Origin of the sequence: Chryseobacterium gleum (assembly GCF_900636535.1) — a bacterium.
Classification (GTDB): Bacteria; Bacteroidota; Bacteroidia; order Flavobacteriales; family Weeksellaceae; genus Chryseobacterium; species Chryseobacterium gleum.
The window spans coordinates 1,476,299-1,488,939 of record NZ_LR134289.1 but is presented as its reverse complement, the minus strand read 5'-3'; the positions used below and the strand labels follow the sequence as shown (position 1 = coordinate 1,488,939).

The following is a 12,641-nucleotide window of genomic DNA, read 5'->3' as shown; positions in this document are numbered from 1 at the left end:
ACTTACTCCTGCTCTTTTAACCAATTGGTTAATATTTTGATTTGCTCATCATTCAGTTTTGTATTTTTATGCATCATTGTATATGATGATAAGGGCATTTGCTTCGTTTCTATTTGTTCTTTGATTGAGTTTAATAATCTTTCTTGTTTCCTGTTTGTGTATGTACCCCATTCATTGAAATTCAAATCTTCTTTTGCGTTGTTAATATGATTTTCTACTATGGCTCTCGCAGGCTGTATATAATCGTACCAAACGTATTTGGTATTGTTGCTATGACAATCGTAGCAAGAGGTTTGGAGCATCGCTTTTACTTCAACAGGCATTTTATAGACTTGCGTAAAATCGGTGGTGTAAACCTGCCCTTTATCTACATTAAGGGCAGGCTGATAAAATTGAATTGCAATAAAAATAAACAGCACTATTGCTAAAATTATCTTTAATACTTTCTTCATTTAGAACTCTTTTTTTACAGAACCGCAGGTAAGCATCTGATTACCGTAATATGGATTTTTTATTGCTTTGGCTTCGCTAATCCAAACCGCACCTTTACCATCATTGTACATTGGGCAATAGTCCTGATATAGTTTTTGTGTAGTCCCAAATAATGCAATAAGGTCGGAAACATCTTTACTTAACGATGCTAAATGCTCTCTTTGATGGTCTATTTTGCCAGCATTGTCGCCAATGTGTTCCGCATTTTCCTTAGCATTTTCGAAAATATCCATAAACTCCTTATGCTTGTTGGCAGGTATGGTTTTCAGATCCACCTTGTTTAAATTAGCAAAAAGTTGTTTTCCTGCATTAGCCGCTGCTCTGTCATTATCTGCAACGAGTGCATTTTTTAAAACAAGATAATCCTTAACAATAGGTGCAATAGAGAAGTTTTGCGATACCTCTTTTACTTCTTGTTGTTCAGTTTTTTTTGCTGTGGCATCTATTAATGCCATTGTACTATCTGTATCATTTTGTGTTGCTGATGACAAATCTTGAGTTTCTGATATTGTTGTACTGTCATTAGCTTGCTGGTCGTTGCTTTTATTTGAAGACTGATTGCACGAAAGTGATATTATTGCAACCGTTGCCAATGCGATGGAGAAAAATATATTTTTCATTTTAATGCTATTTAATGTTATTACAGAAATTTTTGTTGTTTACTTGTTTTCAAATTCTTTCAGCTTTCGCTTCATAAATTCGATTTCCTTTGCTTGTGTTTCCAGTACGTTCTTTTGTAGCTCAATTAATTAGGGATCGGTAAGCTTAGCTTTTTTGGACATTAATACTGCTGATGCGTGATGCGGTATCATCCCTTTTACAAATTGCTTATCGCCCACATTTATTTGCTCCCTAATGCCAAACCACGAAAAGATACCAATCGCAAGAGAAACCGCAATGACTGCCCAATTGATTTTTTTGTTTTGATACATTCCTTTCATTATCAATAATTCAATAATCAGTATTGCTGAAACCATCAGCAGCGTCATATATAAATTGTTGATGTTCGGGATAAGATTATTCAATCCTTCAATCATAGCATACATAATAAAATACATAGCTATAAACATTGCAACAGCCATTACAGCAAAGCGTTTGTACATTGCTAAAGAGTAATTGGGGTTATTTTCTTCACTCTTTTGTTTATGTTGCATTCCGTGTTGGTTTTCATACTTTCCATAACAATTATTTTTTGTTTGCTATTTAATAGTTTCCTGCACACTACCACAGTTAAGCATTTGAGAGCCGTAATACGGGTTTTTAACAGCCTCTTCCTTACTTAACCAATTTGCACCTTTACCATTGTTATACATTGGACAATGCTGATAATAAACAGGTGTCTCTTGTTTAGATACCTTAGCTAATTCGTACATATTTTTAGAAAGCAAAGCGAAAGTTTCCCTTTGTTTTGCAACATCTTTAGAAGCAGCAATCTTTTCGGCATTAGCCGTTAAATCTTTCATTACTTTCATCCAAACGGTATGTTCGTCGGTAGAAAGTTTTGTCATCTCTACCGCTTTGATGGCTTTGACCAATTCTACCGCTTTTGCCGAAGAAGTACCTGCATCGGTTTTTACCAAGGCATCTTTTACCGAAAAGTAGTTATCGAAAACGGCTTTTAACTGTGGTACATTTTGCGTTTCAGTGATATTTTTTTGAGCCATACCGCTTTGGTTATGATTGGCGTGTTCATTTTTCATATCCATAGCAGCATCTTTGGTTTTTGCTACTGGCTTTAGTTCTCTGCTGTACTGGCAACATCCCGGAAGTTTAGCATAAACATCATCAGGAGCTAAGAATTTTTCGCTGTCGTAACCAGCCAAAGCGATACGTTTCAATATTTCATCCTGATTTGTTTTTTTATCATCATAGCTGAGTGTAGCCATTTTGCTGTCTTTATTCCATTCTACAGCAGCTATATTTTTTATATTTCCTGCCTTTTCGATGGTTGTTTTACACATTCCGCAATTGCCGTAAATTTTTACGGTTTCTGTTTTCGCATTTTTGATTTGTGCGAAACTGTTTATTGATGATAGTAATACGCCGATTACCATCACTATTTTTGATAATGATTTCATTTTGAAAATTTTAATTTAATAAGATATACAAAAGGGGTGCGAAAACTGGATTGGGTTTTCGACAAGACATACCTGTGGCTGTCAAGCAACAGATTTAGCTTATTTTAGGCGGTAGCCAAATGGAGAAAAAGCCTGAAGAATAATAGGCTTGTTTGAAACCGAATTTTTGCTTTTTTGCTTCTGCAAACAGATTTTTTGCTTTCAATTCGATTACAACAGGTACACTTAAAGAAGTTGTTGAAGCACCGCATCTGCAAGAACTGTGTTTGCAATTGCCTCCGCAGTCGTGACCATCCTTACATTTTTTACAGGACTTGTCCTTGCAACTGTTTTTGTGCTGCGATTTTTCAGATTTTTCTTTTGAGCAGGATTTTTGTTCCGTCTTAGTTGTTTTTTTGGCGCAGGCATAGCTTATGCTCGGCATAAGGAAAAATCCCAAACACAGTAAGAGAACAAAGCTGATATGTTTACCCAAATTTTTCAACACTACAAAGTTACAAATAAGATTATCTTTTTTTGATGGCTTTCCCTCTTTTTTTGGTGTTTGATACCAAATGTTTAATAAAGCCGCATTTTTTTTCCATTTTTAAAGATATAATGCCCTTTTTATCAGGTCAGGTTGCTAAAAAGGGCATTATAAATTCAATATATTAAGCGTTTAAAGGTTCGATTTTAAAGCCTGCTTTTTGTACTGTTTCAATTACCTGGTCTTCGGTAATACCCTCTGATTTTATTGTAAGTACCTTGTCTTTATTGGCGGTGTCAACTTCCCAATGGCAGATGCCCTCTGCATTGTCCAAATGCGGCTTTACAGATGCTATACAACCGCCACAATTGATGTTCGTCTTAAATTGAAATTCTTTATTTTCCATTGTCTTAAATTTTGATTGTTGTTTGATACCACAAATTTCAGCACTATACCGTTCTGTATTGTTGTGGAATTTCTTATTTGATTTGTGATATTTAATGTTTTATTTTTTCCACTTCAACCGCAGGCTGTTAGTTACCACGCTCACGCTGCTCAATGCCATTGCTGCACCTGCAATCATCGGGTTCAGCAGGAAGCCATTTATTGGGAATAAGATACCTGCCGCAATAGGAATGCCGATTAAATTATAGATGAATGCCCAAAACAGATTTTGCTTAATAGTGGCTACGGTCTGTTTTGAAAGTTTTATTGCCTGTGGTATTTTGGTAAGGTCTGATGAAATAATGGTCATCTTGGCAACATCCAATGCAATGTCGGAACCTTTACCCATTGCAATACTTACATCGGCTGTTGCCAAAGCTGTGCTGTCATTAATACCGTCGCCAACCATTGCCACTACTTTGCCTTTGCTTTGAAGTTCCTTTACAAAATCGGCTTTGTGCTGTGGCAATACCTCTGCCTTGTAATGCCCGATGCCAGTTTGCTTTGCAATGGCTTTTGCAGTGGCTTCATTATCGCCCGTAAGCATATACAATTCTATGCCCATATCCTGCATTTGCCGGATGGCTTCGACCGATGTTTCTTTGATTTTATCAGAAATGACGATAACGGAAAGCGCCTGTTTGCTGTCGGCAAACCAAATAACTGTTTTGGATTGTTTTCCCCATTCATCCGCTTGCTTTTGCAGTTGCTCCGCAATGGTAATGTTGTTTTCTGCCAATAGCTTTTTATTGCCTACAAAATAGGTTTCGTTGTTGTGATTGGCTTTTGCACCTTTTCCTGTAATACTATCGAACAGTGATAAAGTAGTGGTTTGTACACCGTCTAAATGTTTCACTACCGCTTCTGCCAATGGGTGTTCGGATTGCTTTTCGATGCTTAATAAAATATCTTTCGTTGCATCATCATTGTTTAGCCATTCGATACCTGTTACCTCTGGTCTACCCTCTGTTATCGTTCCTGTTTTATCTAAAATAATGGCATCAACTTTTTTGGCTAATTCCAAACTTTCGGCATCCTTTATCAGAATACCGTTTTCAGCACCTTTGCCAACGCCAACCATTATAGCGGTAGGCGTAGCCAATCCCAAAGCACAAGGGCAGGCAATAACCAATACCGTAACAGCCGCTAACAATCCCTGAACTATGCCATTGTTGCCGCCTAAAATAAACCATAGGATAAATGTGAGAATAGCAATCCCTATCACAACGGGAACAAAAATTCCTGCAATCTTATCTACCAACTTTTGTACTGGTGCTTTACTGCCTTGCGCATCCTGAACCATTTTGATGATATGGGCAAGCATTGTTTCCCTTCCGACTTTAACCGCTTTGAATTGGAAACTTCCTTTTTGGTTAATCGTTCCCGCAAATACTTTTTCGTTTTCTTTTTTCTGTACAGGTACAGGCTCGCCACTCAACATACTTTCATCAACGTAGGAACTGCCCGAAGTAACCATACCGTCCACCGCAATCTTTTCGCCCGGCTTTACAAGAATAACATCGCCTGCGTTTACCTCTTCAATAGCGGTTTGTTTTTCGGTTCCATTCGCTTGTATAACAATAACGGTCTTGGGTTGTAAGCCCATCAGTTTTTTAATGGCTGAAGAGGTATTGCCTTTGGCTTTTTCTTCCAATAGTTTCCCTAACAGGATAAATGCGACAATTACGGCTGCTGCTTCAAAATATACGTGGGCGTGTAGTCCTCTCTGATGCCAAAAATCTGCAAACAACATATTGAATACGCTGAACAGATAAGCGATACCTGTACTCAATGCTACCAGTGTATCCATATTGGCTGAACGATGTTTTGTCTGCTTCCAGGCATTGATGAAAAAATCCCTGCCTAACCACAATACAATAGGAGTAGAGAACAGCCACATTATAGGGGTTGCATAGGGCATATCCATAAAGAACATTGCTATCAATACAACAGGCAATGACAGCGCAATAGCCCATACGGTTTTAGTCTTTAGCTTTTGGAACTTTTCAGCGTGGATAGCTTCTAATGTTTCCTGCTGCTTATTTTCTTCTTCTACCAGTAAATCGTAACCTATGGACTGTATCGCCTTTTGCAGTTTGGTGGCATCGGTCATATTGAGTAGGTATTCCACGGTAAGATTTCCCGTAGCAAAGTTTACGGATGCTTCTATAACGCCCTCCTGATGCTTTACAATACTTTCTACACTGCCTGCACAGGATGCGCAGGTCATTCCCAATACAGGGAATGTATGTTTTACAGTAGAAACGCCGTAACCTAAATCTTTGATTGCTTTTACCGCTGCGCCTATCGCTGCGCTGTTATCTACCGTGATAGCTGCCCTGCGGTTGTTTAGCTCTACTTTGTGGGTTTCGATGCCTTTGACCTGTGCCAATCCTTTTTCAACGATTAACGCACAATGTTCGCTTTCTACATCTTCTAAGGGAAGATAAATAGTTTCTTTATTATTCGTTGCCATATTTGCCTGATTTAATTAACAGTACAAAATTGGCTATTATATGGGTGGGTGCTATTGTGAAATTTTGGAATTTATGTGTAAGATTTACAAACTATCCAATGGCTTCCTTTTATCTTCTTTTATCTGTTTGAAATAGCTCGGTGTCAGCCCTGTAACTTTTTTGAACTGGTTGCTTAGGTAGGACACACTCGAATAGTTTAAACGAAAGGCAATTTCACTCAAAGAAAGCTCATCATATACCAATAGCTCTTTTACCTTTTCTACTTTTTGGGCAATAAAGTATTTTTCAATGGTAGTACCCTCTACCTCCGAAAAGAGATTAGATAAATAATTATAATCGTGGTGCAGTTGACTACTTAGCACATCCGAAAGATTGGTTTTGGCGTGGTTGTCCTGATGATGCACAAGGTCAATAATTATATTTTTTATCTTTTCAATTATGCGGCTTTTTTTATCGTCAATAAGTTCAAAGCCTAATGGAATTAAAACCTTATCTACATTATTTTTTTCTTCGGATGTAATCTCTTTATCCAATACTACCTCTCCAAGTTTGATTTTTTTTACGTTCAGACCTAACTTATCCAATTCATTTTGCACCACCATAATACAGCGGTTGCAAACCATATTTTTAATAAAGAGTGTACTCATATATACCTTTTTACGACCTTAACAAAGGTACAAATTAATCTTTGGCATCATACCATTCTACGCCAAATCCCGCCTTTCAAAGCCAAACCCTGCCACTTCTGCAAAGGGGCTTATGTACTGCTATAATTTTAGGATTTAAGTAAAATTCTAAACAAAATAAGTATGGATGTACAGCAAAAAGACCTGTCGTATTTCAGATTACGACTGCAAGAATTATTAAACAGCAGCTTTCCTGAAAAGGCGCACGACCAAAAATTTATTGACCAACGGTCTTCGTGGGCTGCCAATGCTTATGAGGGTGCTTTCCGTTCGGGAAACGCCATTGAGCAATGCGACGAAATAGCCAACTACATACTTTTTGAGGGCTTGCACTTCTCCAAGTTCAACACGGTTTTCAAAGTGGTATGCAATGAGTTTGATGCCATAATGGCAGACGAGGAGCTGCGACCGTTCGCCCTTAAAATGTTCCCCGTTTGTGAGCCTGTTTTCGCAGGATATGAATTAACCGATGATTTCGCCAACGGAAATGAGTTTGATGTACTCTATACCGAACTGACCGGAACCATCTCAATATGGATTGAGGAAAATGGGCTTCAGTAAGCGGTTCCATCTCCAACAGAATATTGATGCCCTGCGAATTGTTTTTAAACTGGAAAAGGAGAAACGGCAAGCCACCGTAGGCGAAAGACTGCTAATGATGCGATACAGCGGATTTGGCGGTCTTAAATTCGTTCTGAACCCCGTAGAAAACGAAATAGACATCAATCATTGGAGAAAAACAGAACACGACCTTTTTCCACTCACGCAGGAACTCCACCAACTACTCAAAGAAAATTCCGAAGACGATAAGCAATACCGCAAGTATGTGGATAGTCTGAAAAGTTCCGTACTGACGGCTTTTTATACCCCACCAAAAGTTATAGATGCCATTTCATCTGCCTTGCGGGATAATGGTCTGCACATTGATAAATTCCTCGAACCCTCCGCAGGTATCGGTTCATTCATCCAATCCTTTTCGGAAAATCAGAAAGCCAGTGTTACCGCTTATGAAAAGGACTTGCTTACAGGCAAGATTTTAAAGCAGCTTTACCCCGAAATCAATATCCGTATAAACGGCTTTGAGGAAATCCCCGAAAGGGAACAAAACACCTATGATGTAATCGCCAGTAATATCCCTTTTGGCGATACTTCCGTATTTGACCTTTCTTATTCACGCAGTAGAAACAGCGCAAAGGAACAAGCTGCCCGAAGCATACACAATTACTTTTTTCTGAAAGGTGCTGATATGCTCCGTGAGGGCGGTTTGTTGGCTTACATCACTTCACAGGGCATTCTGAACAGCCCTAAGAACGAACCCATACGCAGGGCGTTGATGCAGGATAATAATTTGGTTTCGGTTGTAAGATTGCCTAACAACCTGTTTACCGAATATGCAGGTACGGAAGTCGGCAGCGACCTGATTATCCTGCAAAAAAATACGGCAAAAGAAAATCTGACCGACAGGGAAGATCTGTTTTGCCAAAGCAAGCCATCTGAATACAATATGCCTGGCAATGCGCTCTTTCAGGACAGTACAAGAATTATCCATACCGACCAAAAATTAGATACCGACCCATACGGGCAACCTGCCTTAATCTATACGCATAAAGACGGTGTTGAGGGCATTGCCAAAGATTTGAAGCAAATGCTTTCCGAAGATTTTGGAAAGCATCTGAATTTGAGTTTATACAAAGGCGAACAGAACGACGAGCCTGTTATACAAATTCCTATTGAACCAAAAGTTACACCTCCGGTCATAGACCCTGTAATCATTCAGCAAAAGCCGCAACCTGTACCTACTCCGGTAGTCCGTCAGGAAAGCCCGCAGGAATTAAAGCAACTAAGCATTTTTGACTTGTTTGAAAGTGCGGGCGAACCTGTAATGGTACTTGCTCCGCCTAAAAGAACTACCCAAACTAAAAGGCAAAGCACTAAAAAAAGAAAAGGTACAATAGGTCGTCAGCCCGACCTGTTCAGCAGTGTAAGGCAGCAGCCCTATACACCGCTAAAATCCAATGGTGCTATTAATGGAACCAACCAGGTTAACGACAAAAAACAGGAAGCTATTGGCGACCTGTTTTCACAAACAAACGGTAATGGCCAGTCTGATAAGACAGCCATTGCCACTACCAATATTAATGCTATTCCTGAACCTGCCCCGTACACTGGCGAACTGCAATCACTCCACCGTAACGATTGCCTTGTGGTAGATAACGGTTGGGTTGGTTATCTGCAAGATGTGCAAAGGAACGACGACAAGGCAACAGCAACCTTTCATCCGTTGCAATTGCCGAGCTCACAGAAAGCAAGAGCCGAAGCCTATATAGCCGTAAGGGACAGTTATATCAACCTGTACCAAAAAGAAGCTGAAAAGCAGACCGAGCATAAAGAAGAAAGGGAAACGCTGAACCTCCTGTACGATGGCTTTGTCAAAAAATACGGTAATCTCAATGCTGCCGACAATGCCAAGCTGATAAAGACCGACAGCGCAGGCAAAGAAATCCCCTATCTGGAGCGTATCATTGGCGGCGTAATCCACAAAGCGGATATTTTCAGCCGTCCCGTTAGCTTTTCTACCACTACGTTAGCAACCGACAATCCCGAAGAGGCTTTAGCCGCCTCGCTGAACAAATACGGAAATGTGGATTTGGACTTTATGTCCGAAATCAGCAGCCTGCCTACCGATACCCTTAAAGAAGCCCTGCACGGGCGGTTGTTCTTCAATCCGCTACAACAGGAATACGAAATAGCTGAACGTTGGATTGCAGGTAACGTAGTTGAGAAAGCCGACGACGTAAGAGCCTATCTCGAAAACAATCCCGATGATACCGAAGCCAAAGAAAGCCTTAACGCTTTAGAGGAAGCCCGACCAAAACGTATTGACTTTGAGGAATTGGATTTTAACCTCGGCGAACGGTGGATACCTACTGGGATTTATGCCCGTTTCGCTTCGCACCTGTTTGATGCGGATGTACTGGTTCATTATTCCGAAAGCTCCGACGACTTTTCTGTAAAGTGTCATCAGGGCAATATGCACATTTGGGAAAAATATGCCGTCAAAGCGGAAAGCCGCACGTTTGACGGTATTGCCCTGCTCAAACACGCCCTTGTCAATAACACGCCTGATATTACCAAAAAAGTACTGGTTGGCGACCAAGAGGTTAAAGTACGGGATATGGAAGCCATACAAATGGCGAACACCAAGATTGACGAAATCCGTACCGCCTTTACCGACTGGCTACACGCACAGAACGATGAGTTTAAAAACAGGCTGACCGACCAGTACAACGATACCTTTAATTGTTTCGTTCGCCCAAACTATGACGGAAGCCATCAGGAATTTCCGGGATTAGACCGCAAGGGAGCAGGCATTGAAGACCTGTATTCAAGTCAAAAGGACACCGTTTGGATGATAAAGCTGAACAACGGTGCTATCTGCGACCACGAAGTAGGCGCAGGAAAAACGCTGATAATGTGTACCGCAGCGCAGGAAATGAAGCGTTTGGGATTAGCCCATAAGCCGATGATTATCGGGCTGAAAGCAAATATACCTGCCATTGCCGAAGACTACCGTAAAGCCTATCCACACGCCAAAATCCTTTATCCGGGTATTGATGATTTTACGCCGAAAAAACGCCTGCGGATTTTCGGGAATATTAAAAATAATGATTGGGATTGCGTGATACTTACGCACGACCAGTTCGGAATGATACCGCAATCGCCCGAAATACAAAAGGAAATCCTCGAAATAGAACTGGACAGCGTAGAGCGCAATCTCGATGCCCTGAAATCGCAGGGCAAGGAAGTGACAAGGGGAATGCTCGCCGGGGTAATCAAGCGGAAAGAAAATCTTGAAGTAAAGCTGAAAACGCTGCAACACGATATTGAAAACCGTAAGGATGATATTGTGGACTTTAAGATGATGGGCATAGACCATTTGTTTGTGGACGAAAGCCACCAGTTCAAAAACCTGATGTTCAACACCCGTCATACACGGGTTGCCGGACTGGGGAACGTGGACGGCAGCCAAAAGGCACTGAACCTGCTGTTTGCAATCCGTACCATTCAAGAACGTACCAATGCGGATATGGGCGCAACCTTTCTTTCTGGTACAACCATCAGCAATTCATTAACAGAGCTGTACCTGCTGTTCAAATACCTGCGCCCTCGTGCATTGGAAAAACAGGGCATTCATTCATTTGATGCGTGGGCAGCTATTTACGCAAGGAAAACGACCGATTATGAATTTTCGGTAGCTAACAATATTGTAGCCAAAGAGCGTTTCCGCTACTTTATCAAAGTGCCGGAACTGGCGCAGTTCTATTCTGAAATCACGGATTACAGAACGGCTAAGGATATTGGTATTGACCGCCCCACTAAGAACGAGGTATTGTACAACATACCGCCAACGCCCGACCAAGAAGCCTTTATCCAAAGCCTGATGCAGTTTGCCAAAACGGGCGATGCTACTTTGCTCGGTAGAGAACCATTATCGCAAAGGGAAGAAAAAGCAAAGATGCTCATTGCGACGGACTATGCCCGTAAGATGTCGCTCGATATGCGTATGGTAAGTGGTATCTATGACGACCATCCCGACAATAAGACTTCGCATTGTGCGGCAAACATTGCTAAGTATTACAATCAGTTCAAAGCACAGAAAGGAACGCAGTTCGTTTTCTCCGATTTGGGAACCTATAAGCCAGGCGAATGGAATGTGTACTCCGAAATCAAACGCAAGCTCGTGGAAGACCACGGCATACCTGCGAATGAAGTAAGGTTTATTCAGGAGGCGAAAAATGACAAGCAACGTAGGGAACTTATCAACGGGATGAATGAGGGCAAAATCCGTGTTTTATTTGGTTCTACAAGTATGCTCGGAACTGGCGTAAACGCACAGAAAAGAGCCGTTGCCGTTCATCATTTAGATACACCGTGGCGACCGTCTGACCTTGCCCAAAGGGACGGGCGGGCAATCAGAAAAGGCAATGAGATTGCCAAATTCTTTGCCGATAATAAAGTTGCTGTGATTATCTATGCAGTTGAAAAATCGTTGGACAGTTACAAATTCAACCTGCTGTATAATAAGCAGCTTTTCATCGACCAGTTAAAGACTAACAACCTGACCAAAAGAACGATTGACGAGGGAAGTATGGACGAAAAATCGGGAATGAACTTTTCGGAATATGTGGCAATCCTGTCAGGAAATACAGACCTGTTGGATAAAGCCAAACTGGAAAAACAGATTGCCGGACTGGAAAGCGAAAAGCAGGCGTTCAACCGCTCTAAATCCAGTGCCAAATTTAAGGTACAGGATTATATGGAAATGTTGCAAAGCACTCAATCCCGTTTGAGCCGGATGAGTACCGACTGGGAAAACTTACAGCAACGCCTCCAAAAGCGTTCGGACGGTACAATCGAAAACCCTGTGCTGTTGGATGGTTTGCCGCCCAATGCAAATCCGAAACAAATCGGTGCGAAGCTGAACGAGATTGCGGACAAAGCCCGCACCGCAGGTCAGTATGAAGAGATAGGCAGCTTGTATGGTTTTACGCTGTTGGTCAAAACAGAAATGTCGGAAAAAGAGGGTTCGGATATTCGGGTAAACCGCTTTTTGGTACAGGGCGAGGGAAATATCAAATACACCTACAATAACGGGCTGATGGCAAAGGACCCTGAAACTGCCACAATGAATTTTTTAAGGGCTTTGGAAAAGCTGCCGGGCTTTGTAAAACAGGAACAGGAAAAAATCGCTGAAATACAGAAAGACCTACCTATACTTCAGGAAGTGGTTAACGGTACGTGGTCTAAAGAAAGTCGATTGAGTGAACTTAAAACGGAACTGGCAGCCGTAGAAAGGAAGATACAGCTTTCAATAGAACCTGTTAAGCAAGGGGAAGCAGTCCCGGAGCAGGTAGAAAAGCAGAAAGAAGCTCCAAAGGTTCAGGAAAGTATTATACGGACGAAAGGTGTTCATCTGTCGCGTGGCGTATTGTAATGG

General features: G+C 41.2%; 9 protein-coding genes. 2 read left to right on the top strand and 7 right to left on the bottom strand.

What is annotated here, in order from left to right:
- Nucleotides 1-2: 2 nt before the first annotated feature.
- The 7 genes from EL165_RS06810 to EL165_RS06775 all read right to left on the bottom strand — a co-directional run bounded on the left by EL165_RS06810 (nt 3) and on the right by EL165_RS06775 (nt 6,604).
- Nucleotides 3-452: a heme-binding domain-containing protein gene (locus EL165_RS06810; protein ID WP_002978416.1), complete on the bottom strand. Its 450-nt coding sequence runs from the start codon at nt 450-452 to the stop codon at nt 3-5.
- Nucleotides 453-1,112, bottom strand: a complete 660-nt coding sequence (locus tag EL165_RS06805; RefSeq protein WP_002978418.1) for a DUF3347 domain-containing protein — start codon at nt 1,110-1,112, stop codon at nt 453-455.
- Between the two features lie 129 nt (nt 1,113-1,241).
- The gene (locus EL165_RS06800) at nt 1,242-1,646 is read right to left on the bottom strand and encodes a hypothetical protein (RefSeq protein WP_002978420.1); all 405 of its coding nucleotides are present in this window, start codon (nt 1,644-1,646) and stop codon (nt 1,242-1,244) included.
- A 45-nt stretch (nt 1,647-1,691) separates the two neighbouring features.
- The gene (locus tag EL165_RS06795; RefSeq protein WP_002978422.1) at nt 1,692-2,570 is read right to left on the bottom strand and encodes a DUF3347 domain-containing protein; all 879 of its coding nucleotides are present in this window, start codon (nt 2,568-2,570) and stop codon (nt 1,692-1,694) included.
- Between the two features lie 650 nt (nt 2,571-3,220).
- Nucleotides 3,221-3,442 carry a heavy-metal-associated domain-containing protein gene (locus tag EL165_RS06785; protein ID WP_002978428.1) on the bottom strand — a complete coding sequence of 74 codons (222 nt, stop codon included), beginning with the start codon at nt 3,440-3,442 and terminating at the stop codon, nt 3,221-3,223.
- Nucleotides 3,443-3,541: 99 nt separating this feature from the next.
- A complete protein-coding gene (locus tag EL165_RS06780) occupies nt 3,542-5,956 on the bottom strand; it encodes a heavy metal translocating P-type ATPase (protein WP_002978430.1) in 2,415 nt (804 codons plus the stop codon).
- Nucleotides 5,957-6,040: 84 nt separating this feature from the next.
- Nucleotides 6,041-6,604: a helix-turn-helix domain-containing protein gene (locus tag EL165_RS06775; RefSeq protein ID WP_002978432.1), complete on the bottom strand. Its 564-nt coding sequence runs from the start codon at nt 6,602-6,604 to the stop codon at nt 6,041-6,043.
- 162 nt (nt 6,605-6,766) lie between these two features.
- On the opposite strand from EL165_RS06775, the gene EL165_RS06770 reads away from it, so the two are divergent.
- Both EL165_RS06770 and EL165_RS06765 read left to right on the top strand, forming a co-directional pair.
- Complete coding sequence (locus tag EL165_RS06770; RefSeq protein WP_002978435.1) at nt 6,767-7,204, top strand: DUF1896 domain-containing protein; 438 nt, start codon at nt 6,767-6,769, stop codon at nt 7,202-7,204.
- Complete coding sequence (locus EL165_RS06765) at nt 7,191-12,638, top strand: N-6 DNA methylase (RefSeq protein WP_002978437.1); 5,448 nt, start codon at nt 7,191-7,193, stop codon at nt 12,636-12,638. Before EL165_RS06770 ends, EL165_RS06765 begins: the two co-directional genes overlap by 14 nt.
- Nucleotides 12,639-12,641 lie beyond the last annotated feature (3 nt).